Genomic DNA, 18732 nt, shown 5'->3' on the forward strand with positions numbered 1-18732 from the left:
TAACTCGTTATAATAATACTTGTCCTTAAAAAGACAATGTCTGGTGATTAAGGCGAAGAGGTCACACCCGTTCCCATGCCGAACACGGAAGTTAAGCTCTTCAGCGCCGATGGTAGTTGGGGGATCTCCCCCTGTGAGAGTAGGACGTCGCCAGGCTTTATAATGGAGGATTAGCTCAGCTGGGAGAGCATCTGCCTTACAAGCAGAGGGTCGGCGGTTCGATCCCGTCATCCTCCACCATGATTTTTTTACGAAGCGAAGCGGAGTTAAAAAATATACCAAAAAGTAACATTGAAATCAGATTTAAAACCTAGTATAATTGTTCCTTGTGAGACAAAAACACCTGCCGGTGTAGCTCAACTGGTAGAGCAACTGACTTGTAATCAGTAGGTTGGGGGTTCAAGTCCTCTTGCCGGCACCACTTTTAATTAGTACGAGCCATTAGCTCAGTTGGTAGAGCATCTGACTTTTAATCAGAGGGTCGAAGGTTCGAGTCCTTCATGGCTCACCATAGTTTTTTGCACTGCAAAATAACTATCATTATGCGGGTGTGGCGGAATTGGCAGACGCACCAGACTTAGGATCTGGCGCCGCAAGGCGTGGGGGTTCAAGTCCCTTCACCCGCACCATATTGCGGAAGTAGTTCAGTGGTAGAACACCACCTTGCCAAGGTGGGGGTCGCGGGTTCGAATCCCGTCTTCCGCTCCATATGAGTTCCTGCCGGGGTGGCGGAACTGGCAGACGCACAGGACTTAAAATCCTGCGGTAGGTGACTACCGTACCGGTTCGATTCCGGTCCTCGGCACCAGAGATTTTATCATATGCGCCCGTAGCTCAATTGGATAGAGCGTTTGACTACGGATCAAAAGGTTAGGGGTTCGACTCCTCTCGGGCGCGCCATATTAACACATTGCGGGGAGTAGCTCAGCTTGGTAGAGCACTTGGTTTGGGACCAAGGGGTCGCAGGTTCAAATCCTGTCTTCCCGACCACTTCAAAATTAACATTATGGGGCCTTAGCTCAGCTGGGAGAGCGCCTGCTTTGCACGCAGGAGGTCAGCGGTTCGATCCCGCTAGGCTCCACTTGGTTTTTTTACGAAACTTAGTAGATAAACTTCTGAAAATGTCGCGCAGCGTAGCGAAGCAATGAAAACTTTTGTGAAACTGGAAGCGATACACTTTCAATATCATGGCGGTGTAGCTCAGCTGGCTAGAGCGTACGGTTCATACCCGTGAGGTCGGGGGTTCGATCCCCTCCGCCGCTACTTTACGGACCTTTAGCTCAGTTGGTTAGAGCAGACGGCTCATAACCGTCCGGTCGCAGGTTCGAGTCCTGCAAGGTCCACCATTATTATTGATTCATACGGAGGAATACCCAAGTCCGGCTGAAGGGATCGGTCTTGAAAACCGACAGGGGTGTTAAAGCCCGCGGGGGTTCGAATCCCTCTTCCTCCGCCATATTTCCTTTTTATCGTCGCGGGATGGAGCAGTTCGGTAGCTCGTCGGGCTCATAACCCGAAGGTCGCAGGTTCAAATCCTGCTCCCGCAATACAATTTTCTGGCGTCAATCCTAAATATTTACCTTTTCCTTTTAAAGGATAGATATTTTGACTGGCGTCAAAATTAATGAAGTTTATTTTGCCAAAAGCAAAAAACTTGGTCCGGTAGTTCAGTTGGTTAGAATGCCTGCCTGTCACGCAGGAGGTCGCGGGTTCGAGTCCCGTCCGGACCGCCATTTTTATACAATTTATCTTAGTTCAAACTAAGAGGGTTTCGCTAAAGGTTGGATATTTTGACTATCGTCAAAAATCCCAGAAGACGCTGACAAAGTGATTTGCAGCTTAGCGGAAGCCGAAACCATTATGGCTCAGTAGCTCAGTTGGTAGAGCAATGGACTGAAAATCCATGTGTCGGCGGTTCGATTCCGTCCTGAGCCACCATTTTAATTTTAATATAGTAACTTATGGCGATTGTGGCGAAGTGGTTAACGCATCGGATTGTGGTTCCGACATTCGTGGGTTCGATTCCCATCAGTCGCCCCATTAAGTTTTGCGGGTGTAGTTTAGTGGTAAAACCTCAGCCTTCCAAGCTGATGATGAGGGTTCGATTCCCTTCACCCGCTCCATGGGCCTATAGCTCAGCTGGTTAGAGCGCACGCCTGATAAGCGTGAGGTCGGTGGTTCGAGTCCACTTAGGCCCACCATGGTATTATTCCGCAGTAGCTCAGTGGTAGAGCTATCGGCTGTTAACCGATCGGTCGCAGGTTCGAGTCCTGCCTGCGGAGCCATTCACACGGAGAAGTACTCAAGTGGCTGAAGAGGCGCCCCTGCTAAGGGTGTAGGTCGGGCAACTGGCGCGAGGGTTCAAATCCCTCCTTCTCCGCCATCTCAATACGGCCCATTGGTCAAGCGGTTAAGACACCGCCCTTTCACGGCGGTAACACGGGTTCGAATCCCGTATGGGTCATTACTTAAAAGACTATCTAAGTAGATAGTCTTTTTTTTGTGCTATAAAATAGTTTATTTCCTACTGGCCTACTTTATTGTTGTAAAAATGGAGTGAGACCAACAAGTTGAAATCAATATGCCGTTATAGCGGTCTAAAGATATCCATAATTACTGGAGCCAGTGTCTCAATAAAAATTTCTCTGACACTTCAAATTCTCTAGAAGCAAATTTAGGACAAATAGAGTCCCTAAGAGTGCCTAAAGACATATAGACCTAGCCACCAGAAGCTAATTGTCACCTAAGAGCGCTCTAAAGACATATAGAAGCAGCCAGCAGAAATTAAGTGTCCCTAAGAGCGCTCTAAAGACATATAGAAGCAGTCATCAGAAATTAAGTGTCCCTAAGAGCGCCCTAAAGACATATAGAAGCAGTCACCAGAAACTAAGTGTCCCTAAGAGCGCTCTAAAGACATATAGCATCAGGAACAAGAAACTAAATGTTTCTAAAAGCGCTCTAAAGACATATAGAACCAGGGCCCAGAAGCTAAGTGTCCCTAAGAGCGCTCTAAGGACATATAGCATCAGGAACTAGAAACTAAGTGTCCCTAGGAGCGCTCTAAGGACATATAGCATCAGGAACTAGAAACTAAGTGTCCCTAAAAGTGTTCAAAGAACATATAGAATGCAGCAACCATAAGTTAAGTGTCTATAAAGGCTTAAAGACAAAAAATAGATTAATCTATCCTCTTAGCCACCTCAAACCACCTCTTCATAAGTTGAAAATATTCCACCTGAGCAGCTTTTCAACTAAAGGATATTTCTACAAACTCCGACATTTTCTTGTATTTCTCACTCCGGTTTATCTGCTGCATTACAAGGCAACCGCTTTCATCTGAGGATTGTGTCGGTATTTTACGAAAAGTAAATGGAGGGAATCTCTCTGCATAGGCGAAAGTTTAGTATAAGATAGACTAAACTTTTAAATTTAACTGCAGGTGAAAGAGATGAATGCCGTGATTCCTACCGATTTTAATATCCATTTATTCCATGAAGGGAATTTATATGAAGCGCATCGTATGTTTGGCGCTCACCGTATTTTCAGGAACGGCCGATTTATGACCTCATTTTGTGTTTGGGCACCTGAGGCTGTGTCTGTGGGTGTTGCAGGCAGTTTTAATGATTGGAACAGCCGGGAATTTCAATGTGAGAAATTGAATAAAGAAGGAATTTGGTTTCTGGAGATTGATGAAGATCTTCAAGGGGCCGCGTATAAATATGAGATCGTTGCCGTGACTGGGGAAATCCTGTTGAAGAGCGATCCTTTTTCCTTTTACAATGAACTGCGTCCTAACACCGCTAGTATAGTCTATGACTTGAAGGGATTTGAATGGAGGGATGAAGATTGGCTGGTTAAGAAGAGTGAAATTCCTCCTTATGACCAGCCCATGTCCATTTATGAAGTTCATCTTGGTACCTGGCGGAAGAAGGATGGGGAGTTTTTGAGCTATAAGGAAATGGCTGCTGCAATTGTTCCTCATGCAGTTGAGCACGGCTTTACTCATATTGAGCTTCTTCCGGTAATTGAACATCCTTATGATCGATCATGGGGATACCAGGGAACAGGTTATTTTGCTCCTACAAGCCGTTATGGTTCCCCGGAGGACTTTAAGTACTTCATCAATGAATGCCATGTCAATGGACTTGGAGTTCTTTTGGATTGGGTGCCTGGCCATTTTTGTAAGGATGCACACGGCCTTTACCGCTTTGATGGTTCGTTCATGTATGACTATGCCGAGGAACGCGATCGGGAGAATTATACTTGGGGGACAGCGAATTTTGACCTTGGTAAAGGAGAAGTCCAAAGTTTTCTGATTTCCAGTGCAAGGTTTTGGATGGAAGAATATCATCTTGATGGTTTTCGGGTGGATGCAGTCGCTAACATTATCTATAGAGCAAACCAGGCTCAAACCAGTGTCAATCATGAAGGCATTGCTTTTATGAAAAAGCTGAACAAATCAGTGTTTGATTTTGATCCGCATGCATTAATGATTGCGGAAGATTCAACAGATTGGCCGCAGGTGACTTCTCCTGTCCATTATGGGGGCCTTGGGTTCAATTACAAATGGAATATGGGCTGGATGAATGATGTATTGAAATACATGGAGACACATCATTCAGAGAGGCAGGATAAACATTCGTTGATCACCTTTTCCCTGCTCTATGCTTTTACAGAAAATTTCATCCTGCCGTTTTCACATGATGAAGTGGTACATGGGAAGAAGTCGCTGCTTGATAAGATGCCAGGCGACTACTGGCAGAAGTTTGCGCAGCTTCGTCTTCTGCTTGGATTCATGACGGCCCATCCAGGTAAGAAATTACTGTTTATGGGCACTGAGGTTGCTCCGTTCTCTGAGTGGAAGGACCTTGAGGAGATTGACTGGCATTTGATGAATTTTGAAAAACACCAAAAGTTTAACACATATCTTAAAGAGCTTTTGCATTTATATAAAAAGTCGCCTTCGTTATACCAGCAGGATCACCGGTCAGAAGGCTTTGAATGGGTGGATGTGAATAACGCTTCCCAGCAGATTTTTTCCTTCATTAGAAAAGGCGTTGACCCTGAGGAGCATCTGATGGTGGTCTGTAACTTCAGTCCCCATGTATATCACCATTACAAAGTAGGGGTGTTGAAGGCAGACGGCTACAGAGAGATTTGGAACAGTGACCATGAACGTTATGGAGGATCCAATCAAATCAACCCGGATGTTTTGAAGGTAACCAATGAGGGCTGGCATGGAAAGCCATGTTATGTGGAAATGACCATTCCACCATATGCTGCAGTATATTTAAGACCAATTCATCAACGGAAGGAGCGCATTAAATATGGGAAAAGCAAGCTGTGTCGCAATGTTGTTAGCAGGAGGGAAGGGAAGCAGGTTAAGTTCACTGACTAAAAGCCTGGCAAAACCCGCTGTACCGTTTGGAGGGAAATACCGCATCATCGATTTTACTTTGAGTAACTGTACGAATTCCGGTATCGAAACAGTCGGGGTACTGACTCAATATCAGCCGCTATTGTTGAACTCATACATAGGAATCGGAAGCGCCTGGGATCTTGATAGGAAGAGCGGGGGAGTGACTGTTTTGCCTCCTTATGCTGAATCATCAGAAGTGCGCTGGTATACAGGTACAGCGAGTGCAATTTTCCAAAACCTGAATTATATTGAACAGTTTGACCCGGAGTATGTTCTCATTCTCTCAGGAGACCACATTTATAAAATGGATTATGAAAAAATGCTTGATTACCATATCAGCAAAAAAGCGGATGTGACCATCTCTGTACTTGAAGTCCCATGGGATGAGGCCAGCAGGTTCGGCATTATGAACACTTCAGAGGATATGAGAGTCACAGAGTTTGATGAAAAACCACAATTTCCAAAGAATAACCTGGCGTCCATGGGGATTTATATTTTCAACTGGTCTCTTTTGAAGGAATACCTTGAGATGGATGACCGAAACCCTGATTCCACCCATGATTTTGGGAAGGATGTAATTCCGCTGCTCCTTGATGAGAAGAAGAAACTGATGGCTTATCCTTTTAAAGGCTATTGGAAAGATGTAGGAACGGTCAAAAGTCTTTGGGAAGCGAATATGGATTTATTGGACGATGAATGTGACCTTAACCTGTTTGACCAGGAATGGAGAATCTATTCGGTGAATCCCAACCAGCCTCCTCAATATATTTCGGAGAATGCCGTTGTGGAAGGTTCATTAATTAATGAAGGCTGTTATATAGAAGGCATCGTCGATCACTCTGTTCTTTTCCAGGGAACGAGAGTCGAGTCAGGTGCACATATTAAACAATCGGTCATCATGCCGGATGCAGTAGTGGGCAAAGGCGCTTATTTGGAAAAAGTGATTGTACCTCCGAATGTCCGCATTCCAGATGGAATCTGCATTATTCCTGAAGAGGGTACTGATGAGGTCATATTGGTGACAGAAACGTTCCTGGCATCAATTATGGAAGAAGAGGAAGTACAATAAAAATTTCATCTATGTGACAGGGGGATAACTCATTGAAAAACTCAATGCTTGGAGTAATTGACGCAACCACTTACCATCAATCTCTTGAGGATTTATTGTTGAATCGATCATTGGCAGCTGTACCGATTGCCGGCAGATACAGGTTGATTGACTTTATTCTTTCCAATATGGTGAACTCAGCGATTCATAGTGTCGCCATCTTTCCGAAGTACCAATACCGCTCTTTAATGGACCATTTAGGTTCCGGGAAGAACTGGGATCTGAACAGAAAAAGGGATGGGTTATTCTTCTTCCCGGCACCAGCCATCGATTCAATGGATGACGGAATGGGTTCATTCAATCATTTTGCTCATCACATGGATTACTTTTACAGAAGCAAGCAGGAATACGCCTTGATCAGCAACTGTAATACCATCTTTACGACTGACTTTAAGCCTCTTCTCAAACGCCATATGGAAACAGGCTGTGATATTACGAAGATGAACCATGAAAACAAATCCATGGAAGTTTATCTCATGAAAACTGAACTGCTGATCGAGTTAATCGAGAAACGCCAGGATACCGGGTACACCTGCATGAAAGATGTAGTTGAAGACCAGTCCGGCAATTATACTGTCTGTGATTATGAATACCTGGGGTATGTTGAAAGGATCGAGTGCATCCAAAGTTACTTTAAAGCCAGCTTGAATCTTTTGAAGGAAGAATGCTGGAAGCAGCTCTTCCGTAAAGAATATCCAGTGCTGACGAAAGTGAAAGATGAACCGCCGACAAGATACCAGAAAGGAGCGATGGTGAAAAATTCAATCATCGCAAACGGCTGCTTCATTGAAGGTGATGTAAAGGAAAGTACGATCTTCCGCGGTGTTAGAATTGCAAAGGGCACATCCATTTCCAACAGTATTATTATGCAAAAAAGCCAAGTCGGAAAAAATTGTGTTTTAGAATACGTCATTCTGGACAAAGATGTGAAGATAGAAGATAATGTGAAGCTTGTCGGAACACCGGATAATCCGGTGGTTATCAGAAAAGGTATGATTCAAGGAGCGTTGATGAACTCGTGAAAGTATTATTTGTTGTCTCGGAATGTGTCCCTTTTATAAAATCAGGCGGTCTGGCGGACGTAGCAGGTTCTCTTCCTAAAGAACTGAAGAGCCTTGGTACGGATGTTCGTGTTATTCTCCCAAAATACCAGTCCATCGCGAACGAGTATAAAACAAGAATGAAGAAAGTGTGCGATTTTTCCGTATCGATCGGCTGGCGGGAACAGTATTGCGGAATCGAGTCACTAGAGCTGGATGGGGTCACGTTCTATTTTATTGATAATGAATACTATTTTAAACGTGAAGGGCTCTACGGCTATTGGGATGATGGAGAACGCTTCTCCTATTTTACCAAGGCCGTTCTGGAGAGCTTGGCGCACATGGAATATGAGCCTGATATTCTTCACTGCCACGATTGGCATACAGCCATGATTCCGTTTATGCTGCGCACTCAGTATCAATGGAGAAAAGGCTACAGCTTCATCAAAACGATATTTACGATACACAACCTGCAATTTCAGGGTATCTTCCCAAAGGAAGTCATGACAGGGCTGCTGGGAATCGAAGAATCTTATTTTCATCCGGAGCAGCTGGAGTTCTACGGAAATATGAATTTCATGAAAGCGGCACTCCTATCGAGTGACTATATTACAACCGTGAGCCCTACGTACAGGGATGAAATCCTGACTCCTTATTACGGAGAAAAAATGGAAGGGGTTTTGCGTGCCCGGGTTGCAAGCCTCCAAGGAATCCTTAATGGCATTGATGATACGTATTATTCCCCTGAGGCAGGCGAAGAGCTTGTCCCTTATAGTAAAGATGATTTAGAAGGAAAGAAAGTGAATAAGGCTGGCCTGCAGAAAAAGTTCGGCTTAGAGCAAAATCCTGGCATACCGGTCGTCTCAATTGTTTCAAGATTAACAAAGCAAAAAGGCCTTGATCTTGTAAAAGGCGTATTTCATGAGATGATGCAGGAAAATCTGCAATTCATCCTATTGGGAACCGGCGACCAGGAGTTTGAACAATTTTTCAAAGAAATGGCTGCCATCTACCCTCAAAAGCTAAGAGTAACGATCGGTTTCAATGAAGACCTTGCAAAACAAATTTATGCTGGTTCTGATTTGTTTCTCATGCCTTCAAAATTCGAGCCATGTGGGCTTGGACAGATGATTGCATTAAGATATGGAACCCTTCCCCTCGTAAGAGAAACCGGCGGACTGAATGATTCAGTAAAGTCATACAATGAAATAACAAAAGAAGGACATGGGTTTTCGTTCAGGAACTTTAACGCCCACGACATGCTTTACACCTTAAAACGTGCATTATCCTTCTATTATAACGATCAAGAAACATGGAAGAACATTGTTCGCGAAGCTATGGGAATCGATTGTGGGTGGGCCCAATCCGCTTTTAAATATAATCAGTTGTACGCGAAAATTTCATCCAGGAGTGAGAGCCATGTTTTCTGATAAAAATGACTTTAAAGAGGTCTTTCTGAAAAGGCTGGAAATGATGTATGGCAAGACATTTCCTGAATCTACGACAAGGGATCAATACTTTACTCTCGGCAATATGATCCGGGAATACATCAGTATTAATTGGATCGGTACGAATGAACAATACCGGTTCAGCGGGCAGAAGCAGGTCTATTATTTATCGATCGAATTTCTGCTCGGGCGTCTGCTGCGTCAAAATCTCATGAATCTGGGAATCTATGAAATTGTCGAAGCGGGTTTGAATGATCTGGGTATCGACTTGGATGAGATAGAAGAAGAGGAAGCCGATGCAGGCCTGGGGAATGGCGGGTTAGGCAGGCTGGCGGCGTGTTTCCTCGATTCTCTGGCTTCCCTTGACTTGCCGGGACATGGATGCGGGATCAGGTATAAACATGGATTGTTTGAACAGAGGATTGTCAAGGGCTTTCAAGTAGAACTGCCGGAACAGTGGCTGAGACATGGCCATGTATGGGAAGTCCGCAAGCCTGATTTGGCTGTTGAAGTCCTTTTCTGGGGCCGGGTTGAGTCCTATGAAGAAAATGGACACTGGAAGTTCCGCCATGTAAATGCCGAGGCTGTTACGGCGGTGCCATATGATATGCCTGTTGTGGGCTATCAGACCTCCACCGTTAATACATTGAGATTGTGGAGCGCTGAACCATCTTCCTATCAAGCCGGGAAAGATATGATGAAGCACAAGCGGGAAACAGAGGCGATCACCGAATTTCTTTATCCGGACGACACTCACGATGAAGGGAAAACGCTGCGCTTGAAACAGCAATACTTTTTGGTGAGTGCTAGCCTGCGTTCCATCTTGAGGTCTTATTTAGCAAAGAAGCGGGATATCCGGGAACTCCACGAGTATATCTCCATCCATATCAATGATACACATCCTGTATTGGCGATTCCGGAATTAATGAGGATACTGCTGGATGACCACGGCTTGGGCTGGGAAGAAGCTTGGGATATTACCAGGCAGACATTCGCTTATACAAATCATACAACTCTGTCTGAGGCATTGGAGCGATGGCCGGTTAGAATTTTCGAGCCGCTGCTGCCACGGATTTTTATGATTGTCAACGAAATCAATGAGAGATTCTGCCAAAGTCTCTGGTCGGAATATCCGGGAGAATGGGACCGAATCGAACAGATGGCGATCATTTCTCATGGTGAAATTAAAATGGCACATCTGGCCATTGCAGGAAGCTTCAGTGTAAACGGTGTGGCAGCCATACATACCGAAATATTAAAGAAGCGGGAAATGAACCTTTTTTATCAATTTTATCCTGAAAAATTCAATAATAAAACCAATGGAATCACCCACAGAAGGTGGCTGTTAAAAGCGAACCAGCCTCTTTCCAAGCTGGTGACCAATGCAATCGGCAGCAGCTGGATACATGAGCCTGAAAAGCTTAAAGAGTTACAATCTTTCACTGACGACCGCATGTTCCTCGAAGAGCTGCAAAGGGTGAAGACCCACAAAAAAGAGCAGCTCGCACGTAAAATAATGGAACAGAATGGTTTACAGATAGACCCTCACTCCATCTTTGATGTACAGATTAAACGGCTTCATGCATACAAAAGACAATTGTTAAATGTGCTGCATATCCTTCATCTTTATAATCGATTCAGGGAAGATTCCAGCTTTGATATGCACCCGAGAACGTTTATTTTCGGGGCAAAGGCTTCACCTGGTTATTTTTATGCCAAAAAGATCATCAAACTGATCGATTCGGTCGCGAAACTGGTCAACAATGACCCTGTGGTGAAAGGCAGGATAAAAGTCGTATTTATGGAGAATTACCGTGTATCATTGGCTGAAGATATCATCCCTGCTGCCGATATCAGTGAACAAATCTCGACGGCAAGCAAAGAGGCTTCGGGAACGGGGAATATGAAATTCATGATGAACGGCGCTCTCACTGTCGGAACCCTGGATGGAGCCAATATTGAAATTCTCGAAAAAGCAGGTCCTGAGAATATCTTCATTTTTGGATTGACTGCAGAAGAGGTTATGAAATATTATGCCGAGGGCGGCTATTATTCGATGGAGTATTACCATCACGATGAAAGAATCAGGCAGGTAGTAAACCAGCTGATTGATGGAACGCTTCCGGATTCTGCCGATCACTTTGAAGAGGTGTTTGATTCGCTGCTTGCCGAAAATGATCAATATTTTGTCCTGCGGGATTTCGCATCGTACGCAAGTATTCAGGAATCGGCAGGAAAAGCTTATGCTGACAAGGAACAATGGCTGAAGAAGAGCCTGATCAATATCGCAGGTTCAGGTTATTTCTCCAGTGACCGGACCATTAAAGAATATGCCAAAGATATTTGGGGCATTGCTGGGAAGGAACTGCAGAAGAAATAGGCAAAAAGGAAACACCGTTGGGGACTAAGTAGTTCACTTTAGAGGTACAAAACATAAAAATCCAAAGTCTTTAGCATACGAATTCGCACCATTATTCGTATGCTATTTTTTTTGAATTTACAGCATTCCTACTGCTATTAAGTATTTTTTTTGTATCTAGTTTCGCACACACTTCCACACCACTGAAATATAAATTGTATTCTTGCGATTTATGTAGCGAATTAACTTGCGTAATGGCATAAAAAAACCAAAAAGGATTTTGTCCATTAAGGTTAAGTTCGCTCCTTCATAAGGATTTCAAGTGTGCAGCTGGTTTACTGTTGGAGGAAAGGTTATTCTTCAACTAAACGCCCTGTTTATTCCTACCCCGCCATCTAAGAGCGCCAAGGGAAATCAGCATAAGCTAATAAAAATAAGGGGAGAAACTTCCCTTATTTAAGAAATGACACCAAAAATAGTTAAAATAAGAGGATTATTTACCGCTATACATTGAAAAATCATGAAAAATGGGGTGTTGTGCCAGACTTAAAGGGAAAATCTCCCCTTATTTATCGCTAACTCAGCCATGTTTTGCAGTTTAAGGGGAAATTTCCCCCTTATTTTTTGGATTTTTGACCCTCACTGGATAGGACTTCCTTTGGACACTGACCTGCCCCTTTATTGGACCATTACCTCCACTTAATCTTCCAATCAGGCTGACAGTTTTGGCTGCACTTTACCTTGCGAATCAGGGTGCATATTAGTACTCAATTTCACATAAAAAAGCAGCTCAATTAAGGATGCAAATTGTGTTTTTGCACTCCAAAACCGAACTACTTAGTTGGGGACGGTGTTTCCTTTTTTGTGAAAAATATGTAGAGGGCCGCTTCCACCCGGCCCCAAGTGTGAGTAAAGATATCTATATATCATCAGGCATTCAAACAGCCTGTGATTTTACTTCTTTTTGTCGGAAACGTAGCTGTCACCTTTTTTATATGGAATATCTCCAATCGGTGATTCAAGGTTTTCCCGATCCAGTTTCTCTTCGTATTCTTCCTGTTTTTTATTATTCGTAACTCTCCTGTTCTTACCTTCAATGTCAGTTGCGGAAAAGGAGTCCAGATCTTCTGTATTTCCGTCATTGGAGCGGACTCCGTCTTGATACATTGAATCGTAATCATCATAGGTGCCCTGAAAATCAGAAGGAGTCTCCGAAGTGCCGTTTCTGCCGGCTTCCTGGAAGCTGTCCTGGTAATCCTTTATTTCATCTCTCCTGCCTTTGATATAACTGTCATTTTTTGGCGGGGTGAGGATCTCTTCCTCCACAGGCCTGTCAGTGGCACGGGTGGTTTCCGGTGTATCGTCTTTGCAGTAAAGCGTTGTCGGAAGGATTTCCAGCCTTTCAAATTGAATCTCTTTACCGCAAACTTTACACTTACCGTACGTGCCATCTTCCATAGCGGCAAGGGCCTTCTCGACCTTTTCAAGTTCTGATTCTGCATGTTCGTCGAGAGCAAAATCTTTTTCACGTTCAAATAACTCCGTTCCCAAATCAGCAGGGTGGTTATCATAGGTATTTAATTCTCCGTATCTCTCCTGTTCGCTTTGGCCGTTCAATGTCTCTTTGTCATTTTGCAAATGCTCTTTCAGCTGATTTTTGCGTTCCAGCAGTTCCTCTTTCAAATTGCCAAGTTGTTTATCGGTCAACATCCGTTTCACGTCCTTTATTCCTGTTTTTGTATAGCAGTAAACATCTTCATGTAGAAAGTTAATATTGTTTTTTTGGTATGTTGTACTTTATCCAAAATGGTTAGTGGGAAAACATGATCTCTAACTGGGAGTGTATTTGTGGGAAGGTGAAATAAGGTAATTTTGAATATTATTGAAATCATTTAGCGGAACATGGTTGATTGGAGCGGAGTGGTGGAACAATTTAGATTTGCCAGCGAGAAATAGATTTATGCGCGGAGTATACATGTATACGCACAGGAAATAAAGGTTACGCACACAATTTCATAAAACGGAAAACATCGGCGGTTAACAGGAACATAATCAAAATAGCTATAACCCTCCACTTTATAGTGTTAGTAAAAACCAATACAGCAAACAAAAAAAGACCAACCAAAATCAGGTTAAGTAGTTCAGTTTCGGAGTGAAAAAACAAGCTTTGTATCCTTAATTGAATTTATATGAAACCGCATACTAATCTGCACCCTGATTCGTAAGGTGAAGTGCAGCCAAAACAGGAAGCATTTTGGAAAGAAGATCCTAAGATGAAGTGGAGGGAATGGGTCATTAAAGGAGCAGGATAGCCGAAGGAGATTTTTTGATTATAGGAAGTCCTATCCTAAAGTGGGGGGCGCAGATCCATAAAATAAGAGAAGATTTTTCCCTTAAACTGCAAAAATTGCTGATTGAGCGATAAATAAGAGAAGATTTTTCCCTTATTCCTGGTACAGCCCTCATTTTTTTTGATTTTTATATGAATAGCGGAAAATATTTCCCCTATTTCAACTATTTTCAGTGACTTTTCCCAAATAAGGGAAGTTTCTTCCCTTATTTTCATAAGCTCATTCTGCTGATTTTCTTTAAAAGTCCCGCTCTTTGAAGGCTGGGTGTGACCACCTATTGAACAAACAGGGGTCTTACTTAAAAAAAGCCATTTTTCAAACAGTAAATTCGCTGCATATTTGAACTCCATATGAATGAGCCGGTTATAACTATAACCATAATGGACAAAATCCGTTACCGTTCGCAAGTTACTTCTCTACATAAATCGCAGGACTCCAATATATATTTCAGTGTTGTGCAAAAGTGTGCGAAACTAAATGCAAAAAGACACTTGAATGTAGACGATTTGCTGTAACACCAATAAAAAATAGCATACGAATAACGGTGCAAATTCGTATGCTAAAGACTATGGATTTTTACATTTTGTACCTCTGAAGTGAACTACTTAAAATCAGGTTGATCTCTCTTCATTAAAAAATATAACTGATAAACAGCCCGATCGACAGCAGGAAGCCGAAAATCGTATTCGTCTGCGCCGTCGCTTTCATCGCCGGCATCATTTGAATCGGCATTGTTTTGCCAATAAAGCCTTTATACGCTTTAAAAGCTTTTGGTGCACTCAGTAGGCAGATCAATAGCCAGGGAGTGAAATATCCTGCAGCCACAAGAAAGATGATCCAAGCATAAGAGAGTGCGAACATGAATCCCAGAAGATGAATAGCCTTTTCTCTTCCCATAAGGATTGCGAGTGTTTTCCTTCCGTTTTCTTTATCGCCATCAAGGTCCCTGATATTATTGGCCATCAGGATCATGCCAACCAAAATGAAAATCGGGATGGAAATCAGTACGCTTGAAGCTGTCACCGTTCCAGTCTGGATGTAGAAGGAAATCAGGATGATGACAATCCCCATAAAGAAACCAGCGACAATTTCGCCAAACGGTGTGTAGGCAATTGGCACAGGTCCACCAGTATAAAAATAGCCTGCCGCCATGCAAACTAAACCTATTACGGCAAGCCACCAGCTGCTGTTGGCACAGATATACAGACCAAGAAGGAATGCAGCACCGTATAGGCCGAACGCTAATGTTTTGACCGTGGAAGGCTTAACACCGTTACGGACAATTGCTCCGCCGATTCCGATGGAGTTCTCGTTGTCAAGGCCCCTGGCGAAGTCATAGTATTCGTTGAACATATTAGTGGCTGCCTGAATCAGGATGCTTGCCACCAGCATTGCTAAAAATAGAAGCCAGTCAATGTCCCCGTATTGGACAGCAAGTGCAGTTCCTAATAATACGGGCACGAAAGCGGCTGTAAGGGTATGCGGCCTGGTTAGCTGCCACCAGATACGCCAGCCTTTATCTGACTCCACAATATTAGACGTATACGTTTCCATTTTTGTCTCTCCTTAATTGTGGAAATGAATGATTACAATTACTTTACAGATTAAAGTTTAGGTAAAGGACACAAAAGTGTCAATAACTTTTTCGAAAAGGTGGAAGGTGTTATTTACCAACTTTCCCTAATAGTTCTGTATAGGCCATTCTGTTTCTCAAAAAGAGTAAAAGAGGTTATTATATAATAAGGAAATAATATGATGAGCGTTGACACGAATATATGTCAGGTGTATCTTAAAATAGGTTTTAATCTTATGGAAAAGGCTCTATGGGGGGATTTTTTTGAGTATTATTCAGGAAATCAAAATCGGAGGCAGCTTTAGCAAGGCATTGGCCAAAGCAAAAGCTGAAGGCATTCCGGTCTTATATAGTGCAGTGCGGAAAATCAGCCACGTAAACCCCCTTTCATTTTATACAAAGGGTTCCTCTATATATCATGGAGAACGCTTTTTTTGGAAGGACAAGGAAAGTGACACACAAATTGCCGGTATAGGCAGTACTTATATGTTTAGAAATGATTCTGAAGACAATCGATACATTTCTATTGAAAAAGAGTGGAAGCGCTTAATCGAACATGCAGAAATAGAAGCAGAGGAAGAAGTGGCAGGGACAGGCCCTTTGTTATTTGGGGGATTCTCTTTTGATCCGAGCGTTCCAAGAGCGAAAGAATGGTCAGATTTCTCGCATGGTATTTTCCAAATGCCTACTTTTATGTTGACCTTAACAGGAGAAGGCTGCTATTTAACCACGAATATCCTATGTACTTCACAGGATGATGAAGGCCTGTTATCTATTATTGAAAGAAAACAGCAGGAGCTGTTTGAACAGGATCAGCCAAACCGTTTTAATTTAGCTTTGCAAGGGGCGGAAGAGGTTGCCCCTGATGACTGGAAGGCAGCCCTTGAGGAAGTTGTCGACCAGTTGAAAGGCGGAGAAATGGAAAAGGTTGTACTGGCAAGAAAAATGCTGATGTCTTTTAAAGAAAGGCCGCATTCTGATCAAGTCATTCATAACCTCTGGAACGAGCAGCAGGAAAGCTTCATCTTTTCTTTTGAAGTGGCTAATAGCTGTTTTCTTGGAGCGTCACCTGAGAGGCTTGTAAAAAAAGAAGGTTCAGAAATTCTGTCCACCTGTTTGGCTGGTTCAATAGCCAGAGGCAAGAATTCTGAGGAAGACCGTAAATTAGGCAGAAGTTTACTTAATGATGAAAAAAATCTGCATGAACATAAGCTGGTCGTTGAGATGATCAGGGATGTTATAAGTGAATACTGCACGGATGTCCATATGCCGGACGAGCCTGTACTTATGAAAGTAAGGGATATACAGCACCTTTTCACTCCAGTCAAAGGAGAATGTGATAATGAGACTTCCATCCTGAAGTTTGTCGGGCAGCTTCATCCCACTCCTGCACTTGGCGGGGTACCGAGGGATAAAGCGATGAAGACGATCAAGCAAGCTGAAAAGATGGACAGAGGCCTCTATGCTGCCCCAATGGGATGGATGGATTCCTATGGAAATGGAGAGTTTGCCGTATCCATCCGTTCCGGGCTCATCCACAAGGATAAGGCGTACTTATATTCCGGCTGCGGCGTGGTGGCTGATTCTACGGCTGCCAGTGAATACCGTGAAACACAAATTAAATTCAAACCAATGTTTCGTGCTTTAGGGGGAAATACTGATGGACTATGATCATCAGCAGGCAATGACCGAATATCTTTCAGCTTTTATAGAAGAACTTCATCAATCTGGTGTAAATCGGGTTGTCATAAGTCCGGGATCCAGGTCGACCCCTTTGGCGCTCTTATTCGCCAAGCACCCTGCTATCGAAGTTTTCGTGAATATTGATGAAAGATCGGCAGCTTTTTTTGCACTCGGCATGGCAAAAGCAGACAATGAGCCGACTGCGATTCTTTGCACATCAGGTACTGCCGCAGCCAATTACTATCCTGCAGTCATTGAGGCGAAGTACTCAAGGGTGCCACTCGTTGTCCTTACCGCAGACAGGCCTCATGAACTGCGGGAGTTTGGGGCTCCGCAGGCAATCAATCAAATCAACCTGTTTGGCAGCCATGTAAAGTGGTTTGATGAAATGGCACTGCCTGAGCATACAGGATCTATGATTCAATATGCCAAGAGAACGGCATCCCGGGGAACGGCGATAGCTCGCAGTGTGCCCCAAGGACCGGTTCATTTCAACTTCCCATTGCGTGAACCGCTCATACCAAACATGGACTATTCCTTTCAAGAAGGAAAGCGCGGGACAGCAATTGCGCAAGGGGTGTCTGTCGTTCCACCTGCTGTGTTAGAGAGACTCTCAATGGCTTTGGCCCAAAAACAAAAAGGCATAATCGTCGTCGGTCCCCAGAGTGATGAGGCTGTTGTCGAGGCAGTCATCAGCCTTGCCGAAAAACTGGATTTTCCTGTTTTGGGGGATCCGCTTTCATGCATGAGAAGCGGCAATCACCAAAAGACTCATGTGATCGACGGGTATGACAGTTTTCTGCGCATAGAAAAGGTTAAGCAGAAGCTTGTACCTGACATTGTCATTCGGGTAGGAGCAATGCCGGTATCGAAGGCATTGACAATCTTCCTTAAGAATTTGGACATCGATCATTGGGTTGTGGATTCAGGAGGATTGTGGCGTGATCCTGCAGGTAAATCAACTGAAATGATTTATGCTGACGAGGCACGTTTCTTTAACCAATTGTCTGAAGTTGTAACGCCTCTGAGTCCAACTGAGGAATGGCTTGAGAAGTGGGTGGCTATCAACCGGGCTGCTCAGCAGCAGGCAGCTGATTATCAGGCAGCGAGTAACCAGCTTGATGAAGGGATGTCAGTCAGAACGTTCATTGATTCTTTGCCGGAAGAGGCTGTCGTGTTTGCAAGCAACAGTATGCCGATAAGGGATATTGATACTTTCTTTGCCAACAACTCCAAAAATATTAGGATCATGGGGAACAGGGGAGCCAATGGGATTGATGGGATCCTATCCACGGCACTTGGTATAAGTACCGCTGGCAAGCCGACATATCTCGTCATAGGCGACCTTGCTTTCTATCATGATATGAATGGACTGCTTGCGGGCAAGATGCATAAGCTCAACTTAAAAATCCTCCTTATCAATAATAATGGTGGCGGGATTTTCTCGTATTTACCTCAATCGAATGAGAAAGAGCATTTTGAACTTTTATTCGGCACTCCGGCTGACCTCAATTTTTCCCATGCAGCCAGCCTATATGGGGCTCATTTTAATAAGGTTGAGAATCAAGAGCAGTTATCCCAGTCGATTTCTGAGTGGGAATCTCATAAAGGTCTCTCTATCATTGAAGCCATTACCAATAGGAATGATAATGTTCTTAATCATCGAGAAATGTGGAATAATGTTTCCCGGGAAATAGAAAAGTTACTATAATTGGTCGATAATTAAGTTGAAAGTGAAAAAATTCCCGATT

The 18732-nt window shown here is 43.5% G+C and carries 10 protein-coding genes, 21 tRNA genes and 1 rRNA gene; 29 read left to right on the forward strand and 3 right to left on the reverse strand.

Annotated features, from left to right (window positions below; genetic code table 11):
• Positions 1 to 39: 39 nt before the first annotated feature.
• From rrf to M1E09_RS03980, 27 genes are all read left to right on the forward strand, one after another.
• Positions 40 to 156, forward strand: a 5S ribosomal RNA gene (gene rrf / locus M1E09_RS03850).
• 8 nt (positions 157 to 164) lie between these two features.
• A tRNA-Val gene (locus M1E09_RS03855) sits at positions 165 to 240 on the forward strand.
• A 105-nt stretch (positions 241 to 345) separates the two neighbouring features.
• A tRNA-Thr gene (locus M1E09_RS03860) sits at positions 346 to 421 on the forward strand.
• A gap of 14 nt (positions 422 to 435) precedes the next feature.
• Positions 436 to 511, forward strand: a tRNA-Lys gene (locus tag M1E09_RS03865).
• 33 nt (positions 512 to 544) lie between these two features.
• Positions 545 to 629: transfer RNA gene (locus M1E09_RS03870), tRNA-Leu, on the forward strand.
• A 4-nt stretch (positions 630 to 633) separates the two neighbouring features.
• Positions 634 to 708: transfer RNA gene (locus M1E09_RS03875), tRNA-Gly, on the forward strand.
• Between the two features lie 11 nt (positions 709 to 719).
• Positions 720 to 808, forward strand: a tRNA-Leu gene (locus M1E09_RS03880).
• 15 nt (positions 809 to 823) lie between these two features.
• Positions 824 to 900: transfer RNA gene (locus M1E09_RS03885), tRNA-Arg, on the forward strand.
• Positions 901 to 913: 13 nt separating this feature from the next.
• Positions 914 to 990, forward strand: a tRNA-Pro gene (locus M1E09_RS03890).
• An 18-nt stretch (positions 991 to 1008) separates the two neighbouring features.
• Positions 1009 to 1081 (forward strand) — tRNA-Ala (locus tag M1E09_RS03895).
• Positions 1082 to 1189: 108 nt separating this feature from the next.
• Positions 1190 to 1263, forward strand: a tRNA-Met gene (locus M1E09_RS03900).
• A gap of 6 nt (positions 1264 to 1269) precedes the next feature.
• A tRNA-Ile gene (locus tag M1E09_RS03905) sits at positions 1270 to 1346 on the forward strand.
• A gap of 17 nt (positions 1347 to 1363) precedes the next feature.
• Positions 1364 to 1456, forward strand: a tRNA-Ser gene (locus M1E09_RS03910).
• Positions 1457 to 1473: 17 nt separating this feature from the next.
• A tRNA-Met gene (locus M1E09_RS03915) sits at positions 1474 to 1547 on the forward strand.
• Between the two features lie 109 nt (positions 1548 to 1656).
• Positions 1657 to 1733, forward strand: a tRNA-Asp gene (locus M1E09_RS03920).
• A gap of 129 nt (positions 1734 to 1862) precedes the next feature.
• Positions 1863 to 1938, forward strand: a tRNA-Phe gene (locus M1E09_RS03925).
• A 26-nt stretch (positions 1939 to 1964) separates the two neighbouring features.
• Positions 1965 to 2040, forward strand: a tRNA-His gene (locus M1E09_RS03930).
• 9 nt (positions 2041 to 2049) lie between these two features.
• Positions 2050 to 2123 (forward strand) — tRNA-Gly (locus M1E09_RS03935).
• Position 2124: 1 nt separating this feature from the next.
• Positions 2125 to 2201: transfer RNA gene (locus M1E09_RS03940), tRNA-Ile, on the forward strand.
• Positions 2202 to 2210: 9 nt separating this feature from the next.
• Positions 2211 to 2285, forward strand: a tRNA-Asn gene (locus tag M1E09_RS03945).
• A gap of 7 nt (positions 2286 to 2292) precedes the next feature.
• Positions 2293 to 2383, forward strand: a tRNA-Ser gene (locus M1E09_RS03950).
• A 9-nt stretch (positions 2384 to 2392) separates the two neighbouring features.
• A tRNA-Glu gene (locus M1E09_RS03955) sits at positions 2393 to 2464 on the forward strand.
• A gap of 984 nt (positions 2465 to 3448) precedes the next feature.
• A complete protein-coding gene (glgB, locus tag M1E09_RS03960) occupies positions 3449 to 5398 on the forward strand; it encodes a 1,4-alpha-glucan branching enzyme (RefSeq protein ID WP_456273564.1) in 1950 nt (649 codons plus the stop codon).
• Positions 5328 to 6488 carry a glucose-1-phosphate adenylyltransferase gene (locus M1E09_RS03965; protein ID WP_456273565.1) on the forward strand — a complete coding sequence of 387 codons (1161 nt, stop codon included), beginning with the start codon at positions 5328 to 5330 and terminating at the stop codon, positions 6486 to 6488. Before glgB ends, M1E09_RS03965 begins: the two co-directional genes overlap by 71 nt.
• Positions 6489 to 6520: 32 nt before the next feature.
• Positions 6521 to 7549 carry a GlgC family sugar phosphate nucleotidyltransferase gene (locus M1E09_RS03970; protein ID WP_456273566.1) on the forward strand — a complete coding sequence of 343 codons (1029 nt, stop codon included), beginning with the start codon at positions 6521 to 6523 and terminating at the stop codon, positions 7547 to 7549.
• A complete protein-coding gene (gene glgA / locus M1E09_RS03975; protein WP_456273567.1) occupies positions 7546 to 8997 on the forward strand; it encodes a glycogen synthase GlgA in 1452 nt (483 codons plus the stop codon). Before M1E09_RS03970 ends, glgA begins: the two co-directional genes overlap by 4 nt.
• Positions 8987 to 11395 (forward strand): glycogen/starch/alpha-glucan phosphorylase, encoded by a 2409-nt coding sequence (locus M1E09_RS03980; RefSeq protein ID WP_456273568.1) that lies wholly within the window; start codon positions 8987 to 8989, stop codon positions 11393 to 11395. The genes glgA and M1E09_RS03980 overlap by 11 nt, the downstream gene beginning before the upstream one ends.
• A 933-nt stretch (positions 11396 to 12328) precedes the next feature.
• On the opposite strand, the gene M1E09_RS03985 is transcribed toward M1E09_RS03980, so the two are convergent.
• From M1E09_RS03985 to M1E09_RS03995, 3 genes are all read right to left on the reverse strand, one after another.
• Positions 12329 to 13084 (reverse strand): TraR/DksA C4-type zinc finger protein, encoded by a 756-nt coding sequence (locus M1E09_RS03985; RefSeq protein ID WP_456274894.1) that lies wholly within the window; start codon positions 13082 to 13084, stop codon positions 12329 to 12331.
• 637 nt (positions 13085 to 13721) lie between these two features.
• Complete coding sequence (locus M1E09_RS03990) at positions 13722 to 14075, reverse strand: hypothetical protein (RefSeq protein WP_456273569.1); 354 nt, start codon at positions 14073 to 14075, stop codon at positions 13722 to 13724.
• Between the two features lie 280 nt (positions 14076 to 14355).
• Positions 14356 to 15279 (reverse strand): 1,4-dihydroxy-2-naphthoate polyprenyltransferase, encoded by a 924-nt coding sequence (locus M1E09_RS03995; RefSeq protein ID WP_456273570.1) that lies wholly within the window; start codon positions 15277 to 15279, stop codon positions 14356 to 14358.
• 283 nt (positions 15280 to 15562) lie between these two features.
• On the opposite strand from M1E09_RS03995, the gene M1E09_RS04000 reads away from it, so the two are divergent.
• Positions 15563 to 16969: an isochorismate synthase gene (locus M1E09_RS04000; RefSeq protein WP_456273571.1), complete on the forward strand. Its 1407-nt coding sequence runs from the start codon at positions 15563 to 15565 to the stop codon at positions 16967 to 16969.
• Positions 16959 to 18692, forward strand: a complete 1734-nt coding sequence (gene menD / locus M1E09_RS04005) for a 2-succinyl-5-enolpyruvyl-6-hydroxy-3-cyclohexene-1-carboxylic-acid synthase (RefSeq protein WP_456273572.1) — start codon at positions 16959 to 16961, stop codon at positions 18690 to 18692. The genes M1E09_RS04000 and menD overlap by 11 nt, the downstream gene beginning before the upstream one ends.
• Positions 18693 to 18732 lie beyond the last annotated feature (40 nt).

Source organism: Bacillus sp. AK031, from assembly GCF_053903065.1.